The following is a 23,695-nucleotide window of genomic DNA, read 5'->3' on the forward strand; positions in this document are numbered from 1 at the left end:
CGAACACAATGCCGACCGCCGCTAACAGCAGCACGCAGCCAACCATTACTGATATCAAGAGGCCAAGCATCTCGAGAAAGTTCGCCGCCACAGGTGCGAGAAGCGCATTGGTAATCCACGCAAGGATCCAGCCACCGGTGAGGCGCAGGATTAGAGGTAATCTCATAAAGCTAGTGACCATATCGCAGATCTACAGGAAACGTCCGCTTTCCACCAAGTGCGACGTTCGCGATCGGGGAAGCAGACCCCAGAACCGGACGGTCGGCAAGCGCCCAGTAGCGGACGTAATGCCATTGCGTTTGTAGGCCCCGAAGTGGACATAACTAAAATGACCCCGTCACGAGTTTATCCACCTGAGCGACTCAGCATCACGAGAGGCGATTTGGAAGGATTTGCACGATCGCTTACCGAGATTTCTGTCCTCTTCAACGGCTACAACCCTGATAGAGTCGGACCGAGAGCCGATCTTGTTTGGTTCAAGGACACCAGAGGAACAATTTGGTCGGTCGTGGTCGATGACCGATCTTGTGAGTTCATGTTTGAGGTATTTTCTCTTTGTATCGAAAATGTCTCTGCGTCTTGGGAAATTCACAAGAAGAAATGGCCAAAATATGTAACACCACTCCCGGAAATCAACTTTCAACGTATGCCATTTGCCGTCGAGATTATTTACGTATTACAGCGAGGTGAATTCATACTCAGCGACCCAGGATTGAAAGGAGCAGTAGGGGAAAACCCTATTTGGAAGTCCGGGTCTGACCCAGATAATCTGCCGAAGGAGGCAGAAGCGACTTGCATTGTTTCAGTTGGATTGTTGCTTACCGGTGAGGACGGAAGCCGCCTTCTAGTTGCAGCGGACTGGTTTCCGCTTAATTTGATCGTAACCCAGGACGATGCCTCCATCGAGGAATTTACTTCGCAATGCACCGCCGTCGAAATATCCGAATATGCCAAGACATTGCGAAGCTGACCATCAACGCGCAAATGTCGATTATCGACCGCCGATCCCCGTAACCTGCTGACAGGTAGCCACCAAGCCCGGACATTCGCGTGCGCTCGCCAACCTATCCCGCACGTACTTTCGGTACCTCACGGATGTCGGTTGTCCAGGCAGGCGATTTCATTTCTGATCGCATCTTCCACTGCCGCTTGAAGCCTTGCGAAGCGGTCGTGGCGGCGAACTTTCCAAAGCGGGTGTTGATCTCGTCCAGGGCGCCCATCAACCGGTCGCGCTTGTCCGTGTCGCCCTCGAACAATGTCCGGGGGCGCATATCCGCCGCGATCAGATTGTCGAGCAGGATGCCGGCCTTGGTGTACGCATAGCCATCGCGCCAGGCGGCCGACGCGCCGCGCTTCGCTGCGGCGATAAGCTCTAGGCTGTCGCTGGTCATCGGGTGCAGCGCCACGGTGCGCGAGCCGGCATATTGCGGCCGGTCGGGCTTGTGCCTGTTGGTATGGAAGAACGCGGTCAGCCGCCCCGCGACCAGTCCATGCGACCGGAGCTTTTCGCCGGCCCGCATCGCATATTGCGTGAGCGCGCCGAACAGCGTGTGGAAGTCGTGCACTGGCGTGCCGAATGAGCGCGTGACCGCCATGCCCTTGCGTTGCGGGGCGATGGTGTCGACCGCGTCCGACGGGACGCCGCGCAGCTCACCGACGAGACGCTCGAGCACAACGGTGCCGACCGCGCGCGCCTGCTTCATCGGCATGTCGCGCAGCGCGCCGGCATTGCCGATGCCGAGCGCCAGCAGCTTTCGAGCCGTCGCGCCGCCAACGCCCCAGACGTCCTCTACCGGAAACCGGTCCAACACCCATTTGCGGACCGCATCGTCCCGCAGATCCGCCACGCCGTCGAACATCGGGTTCTTCTTAGCCGCGGCGTTGCCGAGCTTTGCCAGCGTCTTGGTGTCGCCGATGCCGACGCAGGTGGGGATCGTCGTCCACTGGCGGACCTGGGCGCGCATCGCGTTGACGTGCGCGACCAAGTCGCGGTTCTCGAAGCCTGTCAGGTCGAGGAACGTCTCGTCGATCGAGTAGATCTCAAAATCCCGCGCGAAGGCATCGCACGCCGCGACAACCCGGCGCTGCATGTCGCCGTACAGGGTGTAGTTCGACGACAGCACGCGGATCCCGTGCGCGCGGATCTTGTCCCGCAGCAGGTGGACGGGCTCGCCCATCTTGATGCCGAGCGCCTTGGCCTCTGCCGAGCGGGCGACGGCGCATCCGTCATTGTTCGACAGCACGATCACGGGCACGCCGATGAGGCTGCTGTCGAAGGCACGCTCGCACGAGACGTAATAGTTGTTGCAGTCGATGAGCGCGATCGGCCCGCTCACCGGACTTGGCGCGCGACGCCGACGACGACGCCCCAGATCTCGACATTCTCGTCGACGAGCGTGTGCGGGTAGCCCTCGGCCTCGGGGACGAGCCAGTGCCGGCCATCCATGTGCCGCAGGCGCTTCAGCGTGCGGTCGCCATGGACCAAGGCGACGACGATCGCGCCGGCGCGCGGCGTCTTGGATCGGTCGACGACGATCAGGTCGCCGTCGTTGATGCCGGCGCCGAGCATGGAATGGCCGTCGACGCGCATGATGTAGCTGGCGGCGGGGTGCTGGACGAGCCAGGCGCCGAGGTCGATCGGCTCCTCCATGTCGTCCTGCGCCGGCGACGGAAAGCCAGCCGGGGTGCGCGACAGGAAGAACGGCACCTCGAGCGGTATCAGGTCGAACGGGACATCGTGAAGGTGGAGGTGGTGCATGATGGTTCCCGCGACTCTTTGGACCGCCATCTAGCGCGAGTCAGAACATAAAGGGAACACATGATTTCAACGACGTGCGGCGGCCCTGCCCCGCAGCCAACGTCGCGACCCCATAATACGCGCTGATCCCCCCGCCTCGCCCGCGGTCTTTTTATGTCGCAAAAGGTGCAATCGAAAGACCTATCGAAACTTGCCTGTGCCCTAGGTGCGATAACGAGATTTCCGCCTCCCAAGCGGTGCAGTTTGGTGCAGGATGGATGACCGACAGGGCTAAGAGAAGGCGGCCCTATCGAGGGTCGCTTTCGCGAGCAGTTCACCGAGCTCAGTTGCGGCAATAAATTCCACAGGCTCCGTCCGGTCCTTTATTAGTTTGTCCCAGTCTGGCTCGACGGCCTGCCCTCGCGCAACGCTTCGCATCCAAGAGGGATCGTATGCAAAGACCTTTTTGCCAAAACGAACTCTCCGTTGAAAACATCCAATATTTTCTAAAGCTTCAACGGATTTTGCCGCTTCCTCCGGCATGTCAGTCCGCAATTTGTCAATGAATGAACCGCGAGCAACTTGTCGCCTTGAGATCGCTTGGCGCATCAGCGGGCTTTTATCTGATGGGTCCACCGCCGCATAGAAGGCATTGAAAACCCGCGCATCGCTTGGGGTGAAAAGTGATAACATCCTCGTCAGCCGCTCATCAGGAGCAATTTGTCCGGCGGCTGCCCTCGCGAGTAATTTTGCGAAGAGGGTTTGCAAGTCGCCGTTGTCCTGCTTGGATACTTCTTCAAACCAAGAGTATGCAAAACGTTCCGGTATTTTTGCTACGACCATTTTCAATCCAGCGGCATCAGCGACCGATTGGACTTTTGCATGAGCGCGAATGACATTCTGCAGGCGCCAGTTTGCAATCCGGTCGCCAATAACGACGCCATACACGTCAGCGAAGCTGCCAGCCGGTGGACCTACGATCGCCTCTGCGACCTTTCCGATATCTTCGCCCATAAATTTACTCCTTCTTACATCGCATTTAACAGCCGATCCGGTCTGATGATATCTATGATGTGAGGCTCGACCGCTCCGCGGTCACGTCGCTTGAGACAAATATGACACCGAATTTGCGCATCCTCCCTAGGATGCACGGGACGGCGCAAGCCGGCACGCCCACCCGCGGTCGCTGGATGCTGAACCCGTTGGGTTCGGGCCTCGGGGGCTGGGTGAAACCACAAACCTGCGCACGCCAACGGCGTTCCTCTTATATTTAACCTTGCAGGGATGGGTTCTGACCACCCGGTGAATTCGCGTTAGAGAGGTCTACGCGCCGGCCCAGCGAAGCGAGTGCCTTGGCAAGAGGCGACTCATTGCCGGCACGGAACGCCGCCAGGTCCTCGGCTGAGACCGTCGCCAGCATCGCCGCCGTCTGCTCTTCCTCCGCCTTCCTGCGGGTGACCTCGTCGTCGGGCAAAGGCCCCTTCCCCATCATCCGGCGAACCATGTCGGCCGCCTCCTTGGGCAGGCCGAACCAATAGGCGTTCGTCACCTGCTTCACCTGGGGGCCGAAGGCGTCAGGGTCCTCGATCGGCTCGAACCGGCGGATCCAGTTCAGGAAGCCGTGATCCTTCAGACGCGCGAGCGCGCTGACGATCGCACCGCGCGACCGCCGCAGCCGTTCGGCGAGCGTCGCGATGGCGGGCTCGAGCCGGCCGGTCTTGAAGTCGATCATGCGCATCAGCTCGCGCAGCACGTCGACGCCGATCGCGCCGAGCGGTCCGTTACGCTTGCCGGCGATTTTGTGCTTGCGGTCGTAAACCTCCGCCGCGCGCATCCGTGCGTTGCGTTCGGCCTTGTTGAAGGGGCGCCAATAGCGCTGCTCGCGCTCGCCCGCGCGATAGCTGCTGCGGCGGACCGGCTGGCCTGTACGATGCCCCTCTTTCGCCTTGCCGCCGGCGATCTGAAACAGCGAACGGGCGCTCACGAGCGGTTAGCCAGTGCGTCAGAAAACCGCAGGATTTCGCGGCTGCCGTCTTTGCGGTTAGCCAAGCCAACATATTGAACCGGCGCAATTAACGGAGACCAGTCGGGTGCACCAATTCCGTTCCGCCATGTACGCCGACTGCGCTTAGCCGACCGCCTCCACCCGGTACCGCAAATTGACCGCCCCGGCGGCCAGTTGTTCGCATCCGAGCAGTGACAGCCTCACCTTGCCCTTCAGGCCGTCGCCCGCCGCGACGATCCGCTCCGCATCGGTGCCGCCGTCGAGTGCGGGTGCGATGACGAGGTTGAGTTCGTCGACCAGACCGGCAGCGAGGAACGAGCCGTTGATGCCGGCGCCGCCTTCGAGCAGCAATGTTTCGATGCCGAGTTCGCGGCGCAACGTTGTGAGCGCACCGGCGAGGTCGATCTCGTCGCTGTCCGACACGAGGTAGGACACGCCATTGGCGGCGAGCTCCGCGAGATGGGCGTCGCTTACACTGCGTCCGAGCAGCACGACGACAGGGTCGCCGCCGATGTCGGGCCCGGCGAAGCGGATCTTGCCGGCGCGATCGAGCGTGATCGCGAAGGACGTGGCATCGCGCGCCTGGAACAGCGACGGTCGCGCGGGCGCGTCCGCCGTCGTCGACGCACGCGGCTCTCCCTTCGCCATCTCCGCCATGGTGACGCGTCCGACGATCCAGCCATCGGCGTCGAGGCGCTCGTGCAACGACTCATAGGCGCGTGTCCACGCCTTGGCGGTGCCATCCGGGCTGTCGGTGTAGCGGCTGGGATGCAGGCCACCATCGACCGAGGCGGTCATGAGGCAGATGATGCGGGGGCGGTCGCTCATGGTGGGATACTCGCGGGTGCAGATCGGGGATGAACGCCGCTCGGCATCCGCGGTTTCCGCGGTATCGGGCCGGATGACCGCGCCGATGGAACGGTCCGCGCCGCGGTTCGTCGAGCAGAGACCAGCCCGCCGGCGACCCCGACCCACCGACAAGGATCCGATCATGAGCAACGGTGAAACCTCCCGCCGCAGCATCCTGGGCAGTGCCGCCATCGGCCTTGCGGCGGCGGCCGCGCCGGGCATGGCGCGGGTGCAATCGACCGGGGCCTCCGCCACCGGGCCCGCCCCCAGCCTGCGCGACCCGCGCAATGCGTACACCCGCACCCCCTTTCCCGAGCAGCGCCAGGCTTGGCCCGCGCTCGCAAGCAAGATGACCCCCCGCCCCGATCATGGCGAGCAGAGCTATCGCGGCAGCGGCAAGCTGGTCGGTCGCAAGGCGCTGCTCACGGGTGGCGACAGCGGGATCGGGCGCGCCGCCGCGATCGCCTTTGCGCGCGAGGGCGCGGACGTCGCGATCAACTATTATCCCAGCGAGGAGCCGGACGCGCGCGAGGTCGCCGACCTGATCCGGCAGGCGGGTCGCAAGGCGGTGCTGCTGCCCGCCGACATCCGCACGCAAAAGGCGTGCGAGGACACGGTCAAAAAAGCGATCGCGCAGCTCGGCGGTCTCGATATCCTGGTCAACAACGCCGCCTATCAGCAGTCCAAGGCGGACATCATGGAGATCAGCGACGAACAGTTCGTGCGCACCTACGAGACCAACGTGTTCCACGTCTTCCGCTTTTCGAAGGCTGCGATCCCCGCGATGCCGCCGGGTTCGGTGATCATCAACACGATCTCGCAGAACGCCTATGATCCGAATGACGACCTGATCGATTATGCCTCGACCAAGGCGGCGATCCAGAATCTGACGCGCGGCATGGCCAAGCAGCTCGCCAAGAAGGGCATCCGCGTCAACGCCGTGTCGCCCGGCCCGATCTGGACACCGCTTCAGGTCGCGGGCGGGCAGCTGCCGGGCAAGATGCACGAATTCGGCCAGGACACGCCGCTCGGCCGCGCGGGGCAGCCGTCGGAACTCGCGATATTGTTCGTCGCGCTGGCATCCGGCGAGGCAAGCTATTCGACCGGGACCGCGGTCGGCGCGCATGGCGGTGCGGGCTTCCCCTGATCCCGGCCCGCGCCCGCGCCGCCAAGCGCCATGGACATCGACCGCAGCGCATCCTGCCGCGCTAACCAACTGTAAACACACTGCCGCTAGGGTTCCTTTGATCCTCCGGGACGGATGTCCGTGGATGAGGAAAAGAGGACTGCCGTGGGCATCAGAGCAACCGTCCGCGCAGGGGCACTCGCGATCGCGCTGGCGTCCGCGCTGACCGCTACCGCTGCCGCCGCGCAGGTCCGCGTCGCGATCGGCGGACAAATCCAGGATGTCCCGGCGAACACCGTGCGCACCGTCACCACGATCAACGGTCGTACCCGCATCGTCGACACCGCCTGGCGCGGCGGCGCGGCGACGCCGGGCATGGCGGTGATCACCACGACCGAGACGACCGACGAGGACGACGAGGGGCACATATTGTCGCGCACCGTCGTCACCTGCATCGAGCCGCAGCGGACGATGGTCGCCGCGGTGAGCTATGCGCCGCCACCCGCCCCCCGCATCGAGATCGACCCCGCCGACCTCGACGAGCCGGTCACCTTCGGACAGCCGCATGTCCTGCGGATCAATCGCGATCCCTGGGGCGGGCATTTCGTCGCGGCGATGATGGTCAACGGCGTCCGCATTCGCGCGATCGTCGACACCGGCGCGGCCTATACCATCCTATCGGCGGAAGACGCGCGCGCGACAGGGGCCGACCGTGCCGTGCAGCGCGAGGAAACGGCGATCGGCATCGGCGGCTATACCCGGCTCGGCGTCGCGCGTGTCGCCTCGGTCGAGATCGGCGGGCAGAGTCTGGGCCGGATGGCGATGCGCATCGGCCAGCGCGGCATGCCCTATACGCTGCTCGGCCAGCCCGAGATCGCGCGGCTGGGACGCGTCACGATCGAGGACGGGGTGATGACGATCACGCCGCGCGCGCTGACGACGCAGCTCGCGATGCGCTGAGTCCCGGGCCACGCGCTGGCTCCGGCAGTTACGAAGCGTCGACCGTCCGGCTCCCGGTCACACCGTGCAGGTCCGGACCGCCTGGGCGAGCGCCGTCAGGGGATCGCCGACCGGCACGAATTCATGCGCGAAATAACCCTGGAATTTGAGATCGGCGACGCTGCGCGCCACTGCCCGCCAGTCGACCTCCTGCGTGCCGTCGAGATTATGCCGCCCGGGAACCCCGCCGGTATGGAAATGACCGATCCACTCGATATTCTTGCGGATCGTGTCGATCAGGTCGCCTTCCATGATCTGCATATGGTAGATGTCGTAGAGCAGCTTCACGCGGGGTGAGGCAACTTCCTTGGCGACCCGCACACCCCAGGCGGTGTGGTCGGCCATGTAATCGGGGTGGTCGACCTTGCTGTTGAGCAGCTCGACGCAGATCGTCACATCATGATCCTCGGCGATCCGCTTGAGACGGTTCAGCCCTGCGACGGCATTGTCGGCGCCCTCCGCGTCGGACAGGCCGCGGCGATTGCCCGAAAAGGCGATCACATTGGGGACGCCTGCCTTTGCGGCCTGCGGGATACCGATGCGGAACGCCCGTTCGATCGCCGCGTGGTTTTCCCGCCGGTTCAGGCCATTGGGGATGGTCATGATGTCGGCGGCATAGCCCATGGTGCAACGCAGTCCGTGCCGGCGCGGCACCGCATATTCGGCGGGCTGAAGCAGGTCGATGCCGTCCAGCCCGATCCGCGCCGCGGCGGCGCACAGCGCGTCGAGCGGCATGTCCTGATAGCACCAGCGGCTGACGGACTGCTTCAGCCGGCCACGCCGCGCGGGCGCTGCGGCGATCGCCGAGGTCGCGCACAAGGCGAGAGAAGAAGCGATGACGGTGCGCCGAGTAATCATGCCCGCACACTAGGCCAGACGGCCCTGCCGGCAAGCGGTATTGCACCCCGACGCCACACGCCGCGAATGGCGTGCGACCAAGCCCTTGATCACGGGAAGATTTCGTGGTGGTCGGGTACAAAGCGAACCTCGCTTGTCAGGGACCGGGGGCGCATGATGGAGATGCCGGCGATGCCCGACGATTATGCACGCGGACGGCGGGACGGGCTTCGTCTCGCACTTTCGATCCTGGCGGCCGAGGAGACCAAATGGGAGGCGCTGCTCGGTGAGAGTTCCTCCTGGCGGACGAACGCGACGCGCGCGATCCGGCACAAGGCCTATCAGGTCGCGACCAAACGCGTGCAGACCGCGCTCAACCGCCTGTTGCCCAAGGCGGAAACCGCGTTGCCGGCCGAGATCGCATCGATGATTGATCAGGCCGGATTATAGGGGAATCGTATCAGCGGCGGTTGGCGTTGAACGCAGCCTTCTCGGCCTCGGTGGCGCGGCGCGGCGCGGCTTCGAGCTGGGGCAGGCGCAAAGGCGGGCGTGACGGGTCGCGACGGGTGGTCGTGGCATCGGTGCTTACCGTCCGGCGCGGGGTGGGCGTCGGGGCGGCCGTGGGCGGTGCGGATGGCGGGGCATCCTGCAGTGCATAGGCCTTGGCTTCGACGGCCGCGAGACGGCCCTTGAGCAGGTCGATCTCGACCGTCTCGGGCGTGGTCTGCATCTCCGCGAGCGATTTTTCGAGCGCCTCGATGCGCTTTTCGGCAATCGAGAGGCGGACGGACTCTTCGGTGCGGGCGATATCCTGCGCGACTCGTTGCGTCTCGGTGCGCCTGAAATCGGCATCACGCCGCGCCGTCGGGTCGCGGCTGTCCGTATCAGCGCCCCCGCGCGCCCAGCGTGGCGGATCGCACGCCGACAATGCCAGGGGCAGTGCGAGCGACGGGACGATCAGGGCGCAGCATCGGACGATACGGGTCATGTCCCAGCCCTACACGTCGCAGCGTTGAAACGTCTATCGCCCGATACCGGGCGACAGAGGTTGCGGGGGCGGCGCGACCGCCGCCCCCGCGCTTAACTCAGTTGCTGTCCGAGTTGTCGTCGTCATTTTCCTTGTCGATGACAAGGTAGGTGACGCCCGCGAGCATGCCGACGCCGATGACGAGCGGCGCGATGCTGTCCGCTGCGATCTTGCTCGAGCGCTTGGTGGCGGTGCCGGTGCGAACCGACGACGCGACCGACAGCGACTTTGCAGCGTTGCCGGTGACAGGTGCTGCGCTCGCCGCGACGGGGAGGGCAGTCATGGCAAGCGCGGCTGCGCCAAGGATCAATGTCTTCATAAAATTCGCTTTCTCGAAAATGAGCCCGGTTAGGAACCACCGCCCTAACGATTGCGCCAGCAAAGCGTTCCTAATTCAGATCAACGATGCAGGCGGGTCTTCACGGCCCCGCATGTCTGTCGCAACGGCGGCGCGCAGTCGGTCGCGGCCCGGCTGGGTGGTTGATTCCGGTCGTCCCGTCACCATTTTTCAGCCTGAATTCTTCTGTATCGACGACGATACGTCACCCGAAAATGGTATGATCATGGCAACCGCATTCGTCACGCCCGACCCCCTTGCTGCGACCCTGTCGCGGGCCTCGGCCGCGCTCGCACGCCCCAAGGCGGCGCAGGCGGGTCGCGAGGATATCGCGATGATCAAGGCCGCGGCGTCGCTGACGCGCGACCTGCATGCGGCGCGCCCGATCGTCTACTGGACCGACCTGATCGCGTCGGCGGGTCTCGGCTATGCGGGCATGGCGGTGGCGATCGTCGCGACGCCGCTTTGGGCCAAGCTGCTCGGCGCGGTCGTCGCGGTGCTCGCCTTGTACCGGGCGCTCAGCTTCATCCACGAACTGTCGCACATGAAGCCGAACGCCGTGCGTGGCTTCACGGCGGGGTGGAATATCCTGTTCGGCGTACCGGTGATGATGCCGTCGCTGATGTATGAGGGCGTCCATACGCTGCATCACGCCAAGACGCGCTACGGCACGAACCGCGATCCCGAATATATGCCGCTCGCCCGCGGGCCGGCGGCGACGCTCGCGATCTTCGTGCTGGTGTCGGCGCTGCTGCCGATCGGCCTGATCCTGCGCTACGGCGTACTTGCGCCGCTGTCGCTGCTGTCGCCCAAGCTGCGCGAGATCGTCGTCACGCGCTATTCTGCGCTCGCGATCAACCCGCAGTTTCGCCGCAAGCCGCCCGAGGGCGCCGCGCTGCGCAGCTGGCGGATCTGGGAGACCGCGGCGAGCGTCTGGGCGATCAGCTTCGTCGTGCTGACCGCAACCGGCGTGTTCCCGCTTGCCGCCTCGCTCACCTTCCTCGCGATCGTCTCGGCGATCGCGGTGCTCAACCAGGTCCGCACGCTGGTCGCGCATCTGTGGGAGAATGAGGGCGATGCGATGAGCATCACCGACCAGTATCTCGACAGCGTCAACGTACCGCCGCCGGGCCTGCTTGCCGAGATCTGGGCGCCGGTCGGCCTGCGCTATCACGCGCTGCACCATCTGCTGCCGGGGCTGCCCTATCACGCGCTGCCCGAGGCGCATCGCCGCCTGACGGGCGAGCTTGGTGACGGGTCCTCCTATCACCACGCCAATTACTCGACGCTGTCGGGGCTGATCGTCAATCTGGTCAAGGCCTGCCGCAAGGCGGTGCGCGGCTGATCACGCCGGTATCGCTGCGCCGAGCATCACGGTAAGCCCCCGCCCGGGCAGCACCCTGCCCGCGGCGGAGGCTCTACGTGTTACCCAAACTCTACCATCAGTGGATCGACTGGGTCGGCGACGGCACCGGCCTTCCCGACACCATCCTGCATATCCATGCGGGCATGGCGCTGCTGATGATCGCACGGCTGATCACGCGGCGTTCGTTCGGCACCTTCATCCCCTGGACCGTGGTCGCGGCGGGCGAGGCGTTCAACGAGATCATGGACCGGCTGAATTACGGGTCGTGGCGCTGGGACGACACGCTGGTCGATGTCGCGAACACGATGTTCTGGCCGACGGTGATTTGCCTCGGCGTCCGCCTGCGGCCCATCATCGCGCGGCGCGGCTAGCGCCGGACGCCCTGCCGTCGCCCCCTCTTCTCGTTCGTCCCGAGTAGCTGCTGAGCGAAGCCGAAGCGGCGTATCGAAGGACAGGTTGGCGGATGAAACCTGTGCTTCGATACGAGCCCTCGATACGCCCCTTCGGGGCTACTCGATCTCTACTCAGCACGAACGGGAGAGCGGACCTCAGGCGGCCTTGGCGAGGTCGATATAGCGCTGGAGGTGATGGTCCTCGTCGCCGAGCTGGTGGTCGATCATCACCAGCCGCTTGGCATAATGCGACACCGCATATTCCCAGGTCATGCCGATCCCGCCGTGGAGCTGGATCGATTCCTCCGCGACCAGCGCGCCCGTCCGGCCGATCGTGTATTTCGCCGCCGCCAGCGCCCGCGCGCGCGCAGTCGCGTCGTCGCCGTCGAACGCCGCCGCCGCGTTGATCACGGCGGACTGCGCCTGTTCGATCTCGAGCAGCACGGTCGCCATGCGGTGCTGGAGCGCCTGGAACTTGCCGATCGGCACGCCGAACTGCTTGCGGTCGCGCAGATAGCCGAGCGTCGCCTCCTTGACGAACGCCATCGCACCGAGCGCCTCGGCGGACAGCGCGAGCAGCCCCGCCTCGATCGCCGCGTCGACGACCGCACGCCCCTGCCCGTCCGTGCCGATCCGGGCGTCCGGGCCGAGCGCGACGCCGTCGAACGTCACCTCGCCCGCGCCGCCACCCTCGACGACGCTGTAGCGGCGGACCGACACCCCGGCGGCGTCGGCGGGGACGAGCAGGACGAGCGGATCGCCCGGCTGTTCGACGCTAACGACGAAGACCGACGCGGCGCCTGCCTGGTGCACGACCGCCTTGGTGCCGCTGAGCGTCCAGCCGTCGCCATCGCGCGTCGCGGTCACGGGCGCTTGTGCATCCTCGTGCGCGAAGGCTGCGATCGTCTCGCCCGAGACGATTCTTCCTAGCACCTCGTCGTGCCCGCCCGCCGCGGCGAGCGCGCGGCCGGCCATCAGCGCGCCGAGAAACGGCTCGACCACCAGCGCCCGGCCGAGCGCCTCGAACACCACCATGATGTCGAACCCGCTGCCACCGAATCCACCCGCGGCCTCGTCGAACAGCGCAGAGACGATGCCGAGTTCGGTCAGCTGCTGCCAGACGGCGGGGTCATAGCCCGCCTCGCCATAGGCACCCGCGTTGCGCGTCTCGATCGGATAGCCGTCGCGGAGTGCCCGGACGAGCGTGTCGGCCAGCATCCGGCGGTCATCGCTATGCTCGAAGTTCATATGCTCAGAGACCCAATATGGCTTTGGAGATGATGTTCTTCTGGATCTCGTTGGATCCGCCGAAGATCGACAGCTTGCGGTTGTTGAAATAGCTCGGCGACGCGGTCGCGGCATCGTCGGGCCCGACCGGCTCGCCATTCCACCCCGCCTCGAGCGCCTCGGGGATATAGGGCGCGGCATAGGCGCCATAGGCGCGCCGCGTCAGCGCGGTGATCTCCTGGCGGATCTCGGTCCCCTTGATCTTGAGCATCGAGCTTTCCGCGCCCGGCGCGCCGCCGCCCGCCACCGCCGCGACGACGCGCAAATTGGTGGTCTGCATGTTGGCGAGGTCGATCTCGACGCGCGCCATCCGCGCCGCGAACAGCGGATCGTCGGCGAGCGGGCGGCCATTCTTCGTCTGCGTCCGCGCAACCGTCTTCAGCTGCTCGAACGACGCGATCGAGAAGCCGACGCCGGCGATGTTGGTCCGCTCATAGGTCAGCAGATATTTGGCGTAGGTCCAGCCGTCATTCTCGGTACCGACCAGATTCTCGACCGGCACCTCGACATCGGTGAAGAACACCTCGTTCACCTCCTGCTCGCCGTCGATCAGCGTGATCGGGCGGACCTCGATGCCGGGGGTCTTCATGTCGATCAGCAGGAAGCTGATCCCCTCCTGCTTCTTGGCGGCGGGATCGGTGCGGACGAGGCAGAAGATCATGTCGGCATGCTGGCCCAGCGTCGTCCAGGTCTTCTGCCCGTTGACGACATAGACCTCGCGGCCATCCCGCGTCTCGCGCACCGCGGTGGTCTTGAGCCCGGCGAGATCGGAGCCGGCGCCGGGTTCCGAATAGCCCTGGCACCACCAGTCGGAGCCGTCGAGGATGCGCGGCAGCCAGTGGCGCTTCTGCTCTTCCGACCCGTATTTGATCAGCACCGGCCCCAGCATGTTGACGCCGAACGGCACGACGCGCGGCGCGTGCGCGAGCGCGGATTCATTGTCGAAGATGAACCGCTGGATCACGCTCCAGCCCGGCCCGCCCCATTCGCGCGGCCAGTGATTGGCAAGCCAGCCGCGGTCGTTGAGGATCGCGTGCCATTCCTCCATGTCGGCCTTGCGCAGCCGGCGGCCCTCGCGGACCAGCGTCGAGAGACGCGCGGGGAGTTTTTCGCGGAAGAAGTCGCGCACCTCCTCGCGGAAGGCCTCTTCGTCGGGTGTGAAGCTCAGATCCATGACCATGTGACTCCTGATGATGGAGTCCATGTGCCACAGTCGATCACGAAATTGAAGGACCGGTATGGTCGGGAGGACGGAAAATACGGGTGGGTGCGACGCAGGTTAATCCTGACGGTATCGCGTGCCGTCACGATCCTCCCCCGCCAGGGGGAGGATCGAGGTCATCAGAAGCGGTAGCTGAGCCAGCCGGCGAGGAAGTCCGAGTTCTTGTACCCGGCGCGGGTCAGTGACGACCCCGCGATCAGATGCTCGTAACGGCCAGTGAAGGACAGCCGCGACGAGATCGGATAGACCGCCTGGAAGCGGATCGTGTCGGCGATCTTGCTGCCCGACACATTCTGCGTGCCGGCAAAGGCGCTGCCATTGGCGCGGTACACCGCGTCATTTTGCGAATCGCGCCACGACAGCTGATATTCCGCGGTCAGGCGCAACTTGTCGAGCACGGTGAAGCTGACGTTCGGCGCGACCGCGATCAGGTTGGTCGGCGTCGCGAACAGCTGATAGCTGTAATAGATGTTGTTGCCGAACGGTGCGAGCGCGGTGCGCAGCGTGCCGTTCCCATAGGCACCACCACCGCTGGCATAATCCGCGTGGAAGCCGACGCGCGGTGCGTTGCGGCCCTTGCCGAGCTTGTAGGTCTGCGCGAGCAGGATCAGCCACGCCTTGATCGAGCGGTTATCATAGCTGCCGCCCTGATAATTGACCGTCCAGTCGAGATTGACCGGCCCCGCATCGCCCCAGAAATGCAGCCCGTAGAAATTGCGGACCTCGCGCGCATTGTCGGTGCCCCAGACCGCGTTGCGGTTGCGTAGCCGCCAGAGGAACGGATCGAGATAGAGCTTCGACCCGCCGAACAGCGTGTCGGGCAGGACGACGCCGGTCGAGATGCCCGAGAAGCGCCGCGCGCTTTCCGCATCGTCGTCGCGCGTGCCCTGCGTGCCGTAGGCGGTCGGCTTGAAGTCGAACACGTCGGCGCGCACGCCCGCGGTCCGCGCCCAGGCGCGAAAGCCGTTGAACCCGAAATACAGCGTGTTGTTGTCGCGCGGCACGACCATCAGGTTTGGCCCGTCAGCAAAGGTCTGGCGACCATAGCGGACCCCGACATCGACATCGGCGACGGTGCCCGTCAGGTCGACGAACGCCTGCTGCACCGCGAGCTTGTTGCGCAGGTTCGGCAGCACGTTACCGAGATTTTCACCCTCGAGCGTGCCGTGCGCGACCTCGCCATAGAAGCGCAGATGCTCGCCGACATGCAGGTCCGCGCCGCCGAACAGGCGAAGGATGTCCTGCCGCTGCGCCTCGCTGTCGCGCAGATTGGGGTTGGTGGTGTGGTTGACGCGCAGCCGCGCCTCGCCCGACAGCGTCAGGTAGACGTCGCCATCGGCGGCGATCGAGATGAATTTCAGCTGGTCGATGATGTCCTTGCGCTTGGCCGGGTCGCGCAGTTTCGACCAGTCCTCCGCCCAGCGTGACTGGTTGTAGCCGCCCGCGGTGACGCCGTCGCCGACCGCGGCATTGGGATAGCTCTCGGCGATCGGCGAGGCCGCGCTGGTGCCGGCGGCGTCCTTGGACACGGGACCGAGCCGTTCGCGCGCCTTGGGCGGTGCGCTTTCGGGAGCAGCCTGTTGCGGCGCGGCCTGGGCGAGCGCCATTGCGGGAAGGGTCGCGACGGCAAAGCCGGCCGCATGGCGCACGCGGCGCATCATCATCGAGGTCACAAAAGCTATCCGGTACTGGTCGCGGGGCCGGCCAGCGCCGGCCCCGTCGGGATCATGCGGCAGGAGCGGCGGCGGTCGTGATCGGCGCCGGTGCGAGTTCGGGCAGCTGGCCCGACAGCGCCGCGTTCAGCTTGTCGCGGTCGAGCGCACCTTCCCAGCGGGCGACGACGATCGTCGCGACCGCGTTGCCGATGAAGTTGGTCAGGCTGCGGCACTCGCTCATGAAGCGGTCGACGCCGAGGATCAGCGCCATGCCCGCGATCGGCACGGTCGGCACGATCGACAGCGTGGCCGCCAGCGTGATGAAGCCCGCACCGGTGACGCCCGCGGCGCCCTTGGACGAGATCATCGCGACGACGAGCAGCAGCAGTTCCTGGCCCAGCGTCAGGTCGGTGTTCGTCGCCTGTGCGATGAACAGCGCGGCCAGCGTCATGTAGATGTTGGTACCGTCGAGGTTGAACGAATAGCCGGTCGGCACGACCAGCCCGACGACCGACTTCTCGCAGCCCGCAGCCTCCATCTTCTGGATCAGGTTCGGAAGCGCGGCCTCCGACGACGAGGTGCCGAGCACCAGCAGCAGTTCGGCCTTCAGATACTTGATCAGCTTGAAGATCGAGAAGCCCGTCAGACGCGCGACGGTGCCGAGGATGACGACGACGAACAGCGCCGCGGTCAGGTAGAAGGTCGCGACCAGCGCGCCGAGATTGGCGAGGCTGCCGATCCCGTATTTGCCGATCGTGAACGCGATCGCGCCGAACGCACCCAGCGGGGCGGCGCGCATCAGGATGCCGACCAGCTTGAAGACGATCAGGCTGAGACGCTCGAGGAAGTTGAGCACGGGCTTGGCAGGCTCGCCGACCAGGCTCAGCGAAATGCCGAACAGGATCGCGATCAGCAGGATCTGCAGGATGTTGCCGTCGGTGAACGCGCTGACCATCGTGTCCGGGATGATGCTCATCAGGAACCCGGTGATCGTCGTCTCATGCGCCTTGACCGTATAGTCGGCGATGCCCTTGGTATCGAGCGAGGCGGCGTCGATGTTCATCCCCGCGCCCGGCTGGACGACATTGGCGACGATCAGACCGACGATCAGGGCAAGCGTCGAGAAGAACAGGAAATAGGCGAACGCCTTGCCCGCGACGCGACCGACCGCGCCCAGTTCCTTCATGCCCGCGATACCGGTGACGAGCGTCAGGAAGATCACCGGGGCGATGATCATCTTCACCAGCTTGATGAACGCGTCGCCGAGCGGCTTCAGCGCCGCGCCGTACGTCGGATAGAAATGCCCGAGCGCTGCACCCAGCGCGATCGCGATCAGCACCTGGATATAGAGCTGGCTGGTCCAGCCTTTGCGTGCCGGCGTTTCCGCGACCGCATATGTCTGGGATGGTAGGGTCAACATCGCCTCCTGAAAGTCTCGTCCACTCACGCGGGACGTTAGTGAGGGCGGTAATGCCGGGCCGGACCCCGGACTACAAGTGATCACGTCAAGCACGCCAAACCCTTGGATTCGCGTGAGTTTGCTCCGTACCGATGCTTCGAACGTGCGGAAAATGCACATTTTTGCCGATGGCGTCACACGAATCTGTGTGATAATCCGCACAGATGAGACGGACTCGATCCTCGCTGGTGACGACCGCGTTGGCGGTGCTGATGGCGTTCGCCGCGCTGGGCGTGATCGTCTCGGTGGTCGCCTCCGTCTATGGCCGGCGGACGGTGGCGGATGCGACTGCCGCGGTCCGGCTCCGGGCGATGCAACAGACGCGCAGCAACCTGCGGCTGCTTGAGGCGGAACTGCAGACCTACCGCCTGCTCCCGGTCATGCTCGGCGAATATACCGATGTCCGCGCGGCCCTCGCGTCGGGCACGGTCGATCCGGCGCTCAACGCCAAGCTCGCGCTGCTCGCGGCGCGCACCGGTGCACCGGTCATCTATGCGCTCGATACACAGGGGATGACGATCGCCGCGTCGAATGCGGACCGCCCCGACAGCTTTCTCGGCCATGATTATCGCTACCGCGACTATTTCACCAAGGCGATGGCGTCGGGCGCGACCGAATTCTTCGCGCTGGGCAGCGTCAGCGGACGCCCCGGCCTCTATCTCTCGCGACGGATCGACCGCGCGGGACGGCCGCTTGGCGTCGTCGTCGTCAAGGTCGAGTTCGACCGCATCGCGCAGGCCTGGATCCAGGATCACATGGCGACCTTCGTCGTCGATGCGGACGGCGTGATCCTGATCTCCAGCGACCCGCGACTCGAATTCCACACGACGCGCGCGCTATCCCCTGCGCGGCGTCGGACACTCGCGCAGACGCGGCAGTTCGGCACGCTGCCGCTGCTCCGCGCACCGCTGACGCTGGCGGACGACCGGTCGCGCCTCGGCGACGGGACGCCTGCGGTGACGGTGTCGCTGCCCGTGCCGATCGCGGGCTGGCATCTGGTCCATATGGAGCCGCTCGACGCGGCGCTGCGCAGTGCGGCGGTGCGGACGCGCTCGGCGACGACGATCGCCGCGCTGGCGACGATCGCGGCGATGCTCGGCGCATGGTGGCTGCACCAGCGCCGCAAGCGCAACGCCGGTGCGCGCGCCGAACTCGAGGCCGAGGTGGCACGCCGCACCGCCGAGCTCAGCGCCACCGCGGACCGGCTGCAGATCGAGGTCGAGCAGCGCGAAGCCGCCGACCAGCGCTTCCGCCAGGCACGCGAGGAGCTCGCCCATGCCAACCGTGTCGGCTCGATCGGCACGATTACCGCCAGCGTCGCGCACGAGATCAACCAGCCGGTCGCCGCGATCCGCACCTTTGCCGACAATGCCGCCGCGTTCCTTGCGCGCGACGAACCCGCGCGCGCCGCGACCAACCTGCAGGCGATCGTCGAGCTGACCAGCCGGATCGGCACGATCACCGCGGGGCTGCGCCGCTATGCCAGGCGCGGCGCGGGCTCGATCGGCCCGGTCGCGCTCGACGCGGCGATCGACGGCGTCCGCCTGCTGATCGGCGACCGCTTCCGGGCGAAGGGCGTGACGCTCGACCTGCCGAGCGGGCCCGAGGCGCGGCTGACCGTGATCGCCGGCCGCGTCCGCCTCGAACAGGTGCTCGTCAACCTGCTCCAGAACGCGCTCGACGCGGTTGCCGAGCGGCCCGATGCGCGCGTCGACGTCACCGTCGGGCGCAAGGGCCGCGATGTCGTGCTGACCGTCGCCGACAACGGCCCCGGCATCGATCCCGGCATCGCCGACGACCTGTTCACACCGTTCGCGACCAGCAAGACCGACGGCCTTGGCCTCGGGCTCGGCATCGCGCGCGACATCATGACCGAGTTCGGCGGCACGCTCGACCTCGTCCCTGCTCCACGAGGCGCCGTCTTCCGCATGATCCTGGTAAAAGCATGAGTGAGCAGAGCGTCCTGCTCGTCGACGACGACGACGTGCTGCGCGGTGCGCTCGAACAGTCGTTCGAACTCGCCGGCATCGCGGTGATCGCCGAGCGCGACCCGACCGTCGCGCTTGCGCGGATCGATGCGGGATTCGACGGCGCGGTGGTGTCCGACATCCGCATGCCCAAGATGGACGGGCTCGAACTGTTCCGCCGCATCGCCGCGATCGATCACGAGATCCCGGTGCTGCTGATGACCGGCCACGGCGACGTCGCGATGGCGGTCGCAGCGCTCAAGAACGGTGCGTTCGACTTCATCCCCAAGCCGTTTGCGACCGATCACCTGATCGCGGGCGCGAGGCGGGCGCTCGAGATGCGCCGCCTCGTCCTCGACAATCGCCGGCTGCGCGCCGCCGCCGAGGAGACGATCGGCGCCGAACCGCTGATCGGCGAGACCCCGGTGATGGTCCGGCTGCGCGAGACGATGCGCCAGATCGCGCAGGCCGATATCGACGTGCTGGTCGAGGGCGAGACCGGGACCGGCAAGGAGCTGGTCGCGGTGCTGCTCCACCGCTGGAGCAACCGCCGCTCGCGCCCGTTCGTGGCGGTCAACTGCGCCGCGCTGCCCGAGGCGGTCGCGGAGATCGAGCTGTTCGGTCATGACGGCGATTCACGCCTGCCCCGCACCGGCCGGATCGAGGCGTCGAACCGCGGCACATTGTTCCTCGACGAGATCGAGAGCACCTTGCCCGCGGTTCAGGCCAAGCTGCTCCGTGTGCTCGAGGAGCGCGAGGTCATGCCGGTCGGCGGCGACCTGCCCCGCGCGCTCGACCTGCGCGTGATCGCGGCGGCGAAACCCGGGCTCGACCAGGCGGTCGAGGATGGCCGGTTCCGCGCCGAACTGCTGTTCCGGCTCGACGCGGTGCGGCTGCGCATCCCGCCGCTGCGCGAACGGCGCGACGACGTGCCGCTGCTGTTCGGGCATCTGCTGCACCAGGCCGCCGAGCGGTTCGGGCGCGAGGTGCCGACGATCGACACCGCGACGCTCGCCTATCTCGGCCAGCATGACTGGCCGGGCAATGTCCGCGAGCTCGACAATCTGGCGAAACGGCTGGTGCTGCGCGTCGAGGCGGATGCGCCGGCGGACGAGGATGGCGACCTGCCGCTTCCCGCGCGTGTCGACAAGTTCGAGGAGGCGACGATCCGCGCGACGTTGCATCAGGTCAGCGGCGACGTCCGCTCCGCGCTCGCCGCACTCGGCATCCCGCGCAAGACCTTCTACGACAAGCTGAAACGCCACGAGATCGACGTCGAGGCCTATCGACCGACCAAGTCCCAACCGTCATCCTGACAAAAGTCAGGACCCAGGGTTACAGGGGTAGCGGTCGTGGCTCTGGGTCCTGACTTTCGTCAGGATGACGGCGGTATGGCTACCCTAAGTCGGAATGACCGGCACCACCCCGCCCTGCCGCGTCGCCACGAACCGCGCGAGCGGCGGTCCGATCAGCAAGACGCCCAGGAACCGCATCACCTGCAACGCCATCACGAACGGCACGTCGACCGGGCTCGACGCGGCGATGATCGCGACCGAATCCATCCCGCCGGGGCTCGACGCAAGATAGGCGGTGACCGGATCGATCCCCGCCCAGCGTGTCAGCGCCGCCGCGATCCCGCCACAGAATGCGATCAGCAGCCCGACCGACAGCAGGATCCGCGGCATCGCCTTGCCCGCCACCCGGAGCGTATCGCGCGTGAACGACAGCCCGATCTTCCACCCGACCACCGCATAGCTGATCGCGAGCAGCCATTGCGGCAGCACCGGCTGCGCGATCCCGGTGACGTTGAGCACCCCGCCCAGCACAAGAGGTCCGAGCAGCGCGCCCGCCGGCAGCCGCAGCTTGACGCCGAGAACCGCGCCGACGCCGGCGATCGCCACCGTCCGCAACACGGCGACCGGATCGACGCCCACGAACCACGCCGCGGCCGGATGATGCCCGCTGCCGCCGCCGACCATCACTGCCGCCAGTACCGAGGCGACGACCGCGACGCACACGACGCGCGTATAGGTCATCACCGCGACCAGCCGCGAATCCGCGCCGTAGGCCTGTGCCATCAGCACCATCGCGCTGGCAGCACCCGGCGTCGAACCCCATACCGCGACCGTCCCCGGCAGCACCTGCCAGCGGCTGAGCAGATAGCCGAGCACGCTGCTGGCCGCGAGCGTCGCGACATTGACCGCGAGGAACACCGGCCAGTGCTGCGCGACGGTCGCGACGATCCCGGTGGTGATCGACCCCGCGATCAGCGTCCCCACCGCCGCCTGTGCGCCGCGAAAGGCGAGGATCGGCACCCCCAGCGACCAGCCGCGCACCGCGAGCACGACCGCCGCGATCATCGGTCCGAGCAACAGCCCCGCGGGCAGTCCGATCCATTCCAGCGCCCCCGCCACCAGCGCCGACAGCGCGACCAGCAGAGCCCAGCGCCAGATCATGCCTTGGTCGCGAACCAGATCACGTGACGCGCGCCGCCCTTGCGCGTCGCGCGTGCGACGATCTCGTCGACCGCGAACCCCGCCTCGTCGAGCCGGCGGGCGAACGGCTTGCTCGGCGCCGACGACCAGACCGCGAGCACCCCGCCGGGCCGCAGCGCGGCACGCGCCCGCGCCAGCCCCGAAGCGCCGTAGAGCCGGTCGTTGCCCGGCCGCGAAATCCCGTCGGGGCCATTGTCGACATCGAGCAGGATCGCATCCCACTCCCCGTCCGCGATCGCCGCCGCCACGTCACCCTCGAAGATCCGAGTCCGCGGGTCGGTCAGGCTGTCGCCGTGCAGTGCCGCCATCGGCCCGCGCGCCCATTCGACCACCGCGGGCACGATCTCGGCGACCGCCACCTCGGCATCGGGCCCCAGCCGCGCGAGTGCTGCGCGCAGCGTGAAGCCCATGCCGAGCCCGCCGATCAGCATCCGCACGCCCGGCCGCGCGCCGATCCGTTCGCACGCCTGCTCGGCCAGCGCCTCTTCGGACCCGCTCAGCCGGCTGTTCATCAGCTCGTTCGCACCGAGCATGATCGAGAATTCCGCGCCGCGCTGGAGCAGCCGCAACTCGCCGCCGCCCGGCACCTGCGCCGTCCCGAGAAGAACCCGCGGGATCATGCAGACCACGCCGCGATGTCGTCCTGCTCGCCGATCAGCGCGAGGCCGTGCGCGATCGAGGTCAGCTCGCCGCCGATCATGATCGCCGCCTCGCCGAACCGCTCGACGAAAATCCGCCGCACCCGCGGGATCAGCGACGATCCGCCGGTCAGGAACACGCGGTCGATATCGCCGCCGCCGACCTTGGCCGCCGCCAGCGCCTGGTCGACCGTCGCCTCGATCCGCGCGACGTCGTCGGCGATCCAGCCCTCGAACTGCGCGCGCGTCACCTCTGCCTCAATCTCCAGCCCCGCGCCCGCAAAGTGGAAATGCGCGTCCTCGCCCTGCGACAGCGCGCGCTTCAACGTGCCCACCGCGTCGTACAGCGGGTAGCCGAGCTCGTTCTCGATCACCGCGATCATCCGCCCGATCGCATCGGGGTCGATCGCGGTCTTCTGCAACCGCTCGAGCTCGGTCATCGTCTTGCGGTTGCGCATCAGCGCGAGCCTGGACCAGTCCGCGAAATCGGCGAAATAGGCGCGCGGGATCTCGAGCTCCTTGCCGAACGACTTGTACGCGCCGCCCTTGCCGAGCATCGGCAGCACCAGACGGTCGAGGATCCGGTAATCGAACCGGTCGCCCGCAATCCCGATGCCCGCATGGCCGAGCGGCGTACAGCGTCGCGCCGCGCCCGGCTCGGCGACGCGCACGACCGAGAAATCGCTCGTCCCGCCACCGAAATCGGCGACCAGGATCGTCGCGGGCTCGGTCAGCCGCGTCGCATAGCTGTACGCAGCACCAAGCGGTTCGTAGACATAATGGATCTCCGCGCCGAACCCCTTGAACATCGCGTCGTAGCGCGTCCGCGCCAGCGCCTCGTCGGGCCGCGCACCGGCATATTCGACCGGTCGCCCGACCACGATCCGCTGCGGCCGCGTGTCGAGCTTGCCGCCCGCATGCGCGATCAGCTTGTCGAGGAACAGCTTGCCCATCTCCTCGAAGCGATAGCGCTTGTCGAAGACGGAGGCCTGTTCGAACGTCTTCATCGCCGCGACCGACTTGAACGACTGGATGAACCGGCTGTCGAGCGGATATTCCATATATTCCGCGATCGCCCACGGCCCCGCATCGACCGCGAGCCCCTTGCCGCTGTCGTCCTGCCAGAAGCAGAGCGCGGAGCGGAACACCGGGCTGGTCTCGGCGGGGGCGGCGAAGGTCACGAGTTCGGGCGTGCCGCCGGGCGTCCCGAGCGCCACGACGCTGTTGGTCGTGCCGAAGTCGAGCCCCAGTGCGGGACTCGCGGCTGGCGTTTGCATGAAGGTCTCCGGGAGCGGGT

General features: G+C 66.3%; 24 protein-coding genes. 8 read left to right on the forward strand and 16 right to left on the reverse strand.

Going from position 1 to position 23,695, the window contains the following annotated elements; translation table 11 throughout:
* Nucleotides 1-181, reverse strand: a 181-nt coding sequence (locus SOM18_RS15110; protein ID WP_320481926.1) for a hypothetical protein, incomplete at its 3' end; no start/stop codon positions are given.
* A gap of 147 nt (nucleotides 182-328) precedes the next feature.
* Here SOM18_RS15110 and SOM18_RS15115 point away from each other — a divergent pair.
* Nucleotides 329-970: a hypothetical protein gene (locus SOM18_RS15115; RefSeq protein ID WP_320481927.1), complete on the forward strand. Its 642-nt coding sequence runs from the start codon at nucleotides 329-331 to the stop codon at nucleotides 968-970.
* Between the two features lie 94 nt (nucleotides 971-1,064).
* On the opposite strand, the gene SOM18_RS15120 is transcribed toward SOM18_RS15115, so the two are convergent.
* The 5 genes from SOM18_RS15120 to SOM18_RS15140 all read right to left on the reverse strand — a co-directional run bounded on the left by SOM18_RS15120 (nucleotide 1,065) and on the right by SOM18_RS15140 (nucleotide 5,570).
* Nucleotides 1,065-2,336: a Y-family DNA polymerase gene (locus SOM18_RS15120; protein ID WP_320481928.1), complete on the reverse strand. Its 1,272-nt coding sequence runs from the start codon at nucleotides 2,334-2,336 to the stop codon at nucleotides 1,065-1,067.
* A complete protein-coding gene (locus SOM18_RS15125; protein WP_183936733.1) occupies nucleotides 2,333-2,758 on the reverse strand; it encodes a LexA family protein in 426 nt (141 codons plus the stop codon). Before SOM18_RS15125 ends, SOM18_RS15120 begins: the two co-directional genes overlap by 4 nt.
* A gap of 270 nt (nucleotides 2,759-3,028) precedes the next feature.
* Nucleotides 3,029-3,751 carry a hypothetical protein gene (locus SOM18_RS15130; protein WP_320481929.1) on the reverse strand — a complete coding sequence of 241 codons (723 nt, stop codon included), beginning with the start codon at nucleotides 3,749-3,751 and terminating at the stop codon, nucleotides 3,029-3,031.
* 256 nt (nucleotides 3,752-4,007) lie between these two features.
* Nucleotides 4,008-4,721, reverse strand: a complete 714-nt coding sequence (locus tag SOM18_RS15135) for a hypothetical protein (protein WP_056409216.1) — start codon at nucleotides 4,719-4,721, stop codon at nucleotides 4,008-4,010.
* 144 nt (nucleotides 4,722-4,865) lie between these two features.
* On the reverse strand, nucleotides 4,866-5,570 hold the full coding sequence (locus SOM18_RS15140) for a RibD family protein (RefSeq protein ID WP_031441704.1): 705 nt from the start codon (nucleotides 5,568-5,570) through the stop codon (nucleotides 4,866-4,868).
* A gap of 163 nt (nucleotides 5,571-5,733) precedes the next feature.
* Here SOM18_RS15140 and SOM18_RS15145 point away from each other — a divergent pair, with 163 nt between their 5' ends.
* On the forward strand, nucleotides 5,734-6,738 hold the full coding sequence (locus SOM18_RS15145) for an SDR family oxidoreductase (RefSeq protein ID WP_031441703.1): 1,005 nt from the start codon (nucleotides 5,734-5,736) through the stop codon (nucleotides 6,736-6,738).
* Nucleotides 6,739-6,882: 144 nt separating this feature from the next.
* Complete coding sequence (locus SOM18_RS15150) at nucleotides 6,883-7,677, forward strand: retropepsin-like aspartic protease family protein (protein WP_031441702.1); 795 nt, start codon at nucleotides 6,883-6,885, stop codon at nucleotides 7,675-7,677.
* Between the two features lie 57 nt (nucleotides 7,678-7,734).
* On the opposite strand, the gene SOM18_RS15155 is transcribed toward SOM18_RS15150, so the two are convergent.
* Nucleotides 7,735-8,574: a hydroxypyruvate isomerase family protein gene (locus SOM18_RS15155; protein WP_031441701.1), complete on the reverse strand. Its 840-nt coding sequence runs from the start codon at nucleotides 8,572-8,574 to the stop codon at nucleotides 7,735-7,737.
* 153 nt (nucleotides 8,575-8,727) lie between these two features.
* Here SOM18_RS15155 and SOM18_RS15160 point away from each other — a divergent pair, with 153 nt between their 5' ends.
* Entirely contained in the window at nucleotides 8,728-9,003 is a 276-nt protein-coding gene (locus tag SOM18_RS15160; RefSeq protein WP_235188453.1) for a hypothetical protein, read from the forward strand.
* A gap of 10 nt (nucleotides 9,004-9,013) precedes the next feature.
* On the opposite strand, the gene SOM18_RS15165 is transcribed toward SOM18_RS15160, so the two are convergent.
* Nucleotides 9,014-9,541, reverse strand: a complete 528-nt coding sequence (locus tag SOM18_RS15165) for a hypothetical protein (RefSeq protein ID WP_031441699.1) — start codon at nucleotides 9,539-9,541, stop codon at nucleotides 9,014-9,016.
* 97 nt (nucleotides 9,542-9,638) lie between these two features.
* Complete coding sequence (locus SOM18_RS15170) at nucleotides 9,639-9,899, reverse strand: hypothetical protein (protein ID WP_031441698.1); 261 nt, start codon at nucleotides 9,897-9,899, stop codon at nucleotides 9,639-9,641.
* A gap of 244 nt (nucleotides 9,900-10,143) precedes the next feature.
* Between SOM18_RS15170 and SOM18_RS15175 the strand changes: the two genes are divergently transcribed.
* Together SOM18_RS15175 and SOM18_RS15180 are read left to right on the forward strand one after the other, a co-directional pair.
* Complete coding sequence (locus SOM18_RS15175; protein ID WP_031441697.1) at nucleotides 10,144-11,262, forward strand: fatty acid desaturase family protein; 1,119 nt, start codon at nucleotides 10,144-10,146, stop codon at nucleotides 11,260-11,262.
* A 77-nt stretch (nucleotides 11,263-11,339) separates the two neighbouring features.
* Entirely contained in the window at nucleotides 11,340-11,654 is a 315-nt protein-coding gene (locus SOM18_RS15180) for a hypothetical protein (RefSeq protein WP_031393859.1), read from the forward strand.
* A 177-nt stretch (nucleotides 11,655-11,831) separates the two neighbouring features.
* Here the strand turns inward: SOM18_RS15180 and SOM18_RS15185 are convergent, their stop codons facing one another.
* The 4 genes from SOM18_RS15185 to SOM18_RS15200 all read right to left on the reverse strand — a co-directional run bounded on the left by SOM18_RS15185 (nucleotide 11,832) and on the right by SOM18_RS15200 (nucleotide 17,256).
* A complete protein-coding gene (locus SOM18_RS15185) occupies nucleotides 11,832-12,923 on the reverse strand; it encodes an acyl-CoA dehydrogenase (RefSeq protein WP_320481930.1) in 1,092 nt (363 codons plus the stop codon).
* Nucleotides 12,924-12,927: 4 nt separating this feature from the next.
* Complete coding sequence (locus SOM18_RS15190; protein ID WP_056409311.1) at nucleotides 12,928-14,136, reverse strand: acyl-CoA dehydrogenase family protein; 1,209 nt, start codon at nucleotides 14,134-14,136, stop codon at nucleotides 12,928-12,930.
* A gap of 167 nt (nucleotides 14,137-14,303) precedes the next feature.
* Nucleotides 14,304-15,848 (reverse strand): alginate export family protein, encoded by a 1,545-nt coding sequence (locus SOM18_RS15195; RefSeq protein WP_320482065.1) that lies wholly within the window; start codon nucleotides 15,846-15,848, stop codon nucleotides 14,304-14,306.
* 61 nt (nucleotides 15,849-15,909) lie between these two features.
* Complete coding sequence (locus tag SOM18_RS15200; protein ID WP_260171256.1) at nucleotides 15,910-17,256, reverse strand: dicarboxylate/amino acid:cation symporter; 1,347 nt, start codon at nucleotides 17,254-17,256, stop codon at nucleotides 15,910-15,912.
* A 230-nt stretch (nucleotides 17,257-17,486) separates the two neighbouring features.
* On the opposite strand from SOM18_RS15200, the gene SOM18_RS15205 reads away from it, so the two are divergent.
* Together SOM18_RS15205 and SOM18_RS15210 are read left to right on the forward strand one after the other, a co-directional pair.
* Nucleotides 17,487-19,247, forward strand: coding sequence for a sensor histidine kinase (locus SOM18_RS15205; RefSeq protein ID WP_056679588.1), 1,761 nt, complete (start codon nucleotides 17,487-17,489; stop codon nucleotides 19,245-19,247).
* Nucleotides 19,244-20,581, forward strand: coding sequence for a sigma-54-dependent transcriptional regulator (locus SOM18_RS15210; RefSeq protein ID WP_031441691.1), 1,338 nt, complete (start codon nucleotides 19,244-19,246; stop codon nucleotides 20,579-20,581). Before SOM18_RS15205 ends, SOM18_RS15210 begins: the two co-directional genes overlap by 4 nt.
* A gap of 84 nt (nucleotides 20,582-20,665) precedes the next feature.
* On the opposite strand, the gene SOM18_RS15215 is transcribed toward SOM18_RS15210, so the two are convergent.
* The 3 genes from SOM18_RS15215 to SOM18_RS15225 are packed head-to-tail and all read right to left on the reverse strand — an operon-like array spanning nucleotide 20,666 to nucleotide 23,675.
* Entirely contained in the window at nucleotides 20,666-21,721 is a 1,056-nt protein-coding gene (locus SOM18_RS15215) for an AbrB family transcriptional regulator (RefSeq protein WP_042467687.1), read from the reverse strand.
* Nucleotides 21,718-22,380 (reverse strand): hypothetical protein, encoded by a 663-nt coding sequence (locus tag SOM18_RS15220; protein ID WP_320481931.1) that lies wholly within the window; start codon nucleotides 22,378-22,380, stop codon nucleotides 21,718-21,720. Before SOM18_RS15220 ends, SOM18_RS15215 begins: the two co-directional genes overlap by 4 nt.
* Nucleotides 22,377-23,675: an Hsp70 family protein gene (locus SOM18_RS15225; RefSeq protein ID WP_031440831.1), complete on the reverse strand. Its 1,299-nt coding sequence runs from the start codon at nucleotides 23,673-23,675 to the stop codon at nucleotides 22,377-22,379. Before SOM18_RS15225 ends, SOM18_RS15220 begins: the two co-directional genes overlap by 4 nt.
* Nucleotides 23,676-23,695: the final 20 nt, after the last annotated feature.

Origin of the sequence: Sphingomonas sp. CFBP9019 (genome assembly GCF_034045155.1) — a bacterium.
In the GTDB taxonomy this organism is placed as follows: Bacteria; Pseudomonadota; Alphaproteobacteria; order Sphingomonadales; family Sphingomonadaceae; genus Sphingomonas; species Sphingomonas aerolata.

Coding starts and splice junctions, on each gene's coding strand:
- SOM18_RS15130 (WP_320481929.1), bottom strand. CDS start 3,751: ATGGGCGAAGATATCGGAAAGGTCGCAGAGGCGATCGTAGGTCCACCG.
- SOM18_RS15125 (WP_183936733.1), bottom strand. CDS start 2,758: ATGCACCACCTCCACCTTCACGATGTCCCGTTCGACCTGATACCGCTC.
- SOM18_RS15140 (WP_031441704.1), bottom strand. CDS start 5,570: ATGAGCGACCGCCCCCGCATCATCTGCCTCATGACCGCCTCGGTCGAT.
- SOM18_RS15115 (WP_320481927.1), top strand. CDS start 329: ATGACCCCGTCACGAGTTTATCCACCTGAGCGACTCAGCATCACGAGA.
- SOM18_RS15210 (WP_031441691.1), top strand. CDS start 19,244: ATGAGTGAGCAGAGCGTCCTGCTCGTCGACGACGACGACGTGCTGCGC.
- SOM18_RS15175 (WP_031441697.1), top strand. CDS start 10,144: ATGGCAACCGCATTCGTCACGCCCGACCCCCTTGCTGCGACCCTGTCG.
- SOM18_RS15155 (WP_031441701.1), bottom strand. CDS start 8,574: ATGATTACTCGGCGCACCGTCATCGCTTCTTCTCTCGCCTTGTGCGCG.
- SOM18_RS15165 (WP_031441699.1), bottom strand. CDS start 9,541: ATGACCCGTATCGTCCGATGCTGCGCCCTGATCGTCCCGTCGCTCGCA.
- SOM18_RS15220 (WP_320481931.1), bottom strand. CDS start 22,380: ATGATCCCGCGGGTTCTTCTCGGGACGGCGCAGGTGCCGGGCGGCGGC.
- SOM18_RS15170 (WP_031441698.1), bottom strand. CDS start 9,899: ATGAAGACATTGATCCTTGGCGCAGCCGCGCTTGCCATGACTGCCCTC.
- SOM18_RS15185 (WP_320481930.1), bottom strand. CDS start 12,923: ATGAACTTCGAGCATAGCGATGACCGCCGGATGCTGGCCGACACGCTC.
- SOM18_RS15190 (WP_056409311.1), bottom strand. CDS start 14,136: ATGGATCTGAGCTTCACACCCGACGAAGAGGCCTTCCGCGAGGAGGTG.
- SOM18_RS15225 (WP_031440831.1), bottom strand. CDS start 23,675: ATGCAAACGCCAGCCGCGAGTCCCGCACTGGGGCTCGACTTCGGCACG.
- SOM18_RS15145 (WP_031441703.1), top strand. CDS start 5,734: ATGAGCAACGGTGAAACCTCCCGCCGCAGCATCCTGGGCAGTGCCGCC.
- SOM18_RS15215 (WP_042467687.1), bottom strand. CDS start 21,721: ATGATCTGGCGCTGGGCTCTGCTGGTCGCGCTGTCGGCGCTGGTGGCG.
- SOM18_RS15195 (WP_320482065.1), bottom strand. CDS start 15,848: ATGATGATGCGCCGCGTGCGCCATGCGGCCGGCTTTGCCGTCGCGACC.
- SOM18_RS15160 (WP_235188453.1), top strand. CDS start 8,728: ATGATGGAGATGCCGGCGATGCCCGACGATTATGCACGCGGACGGCGG.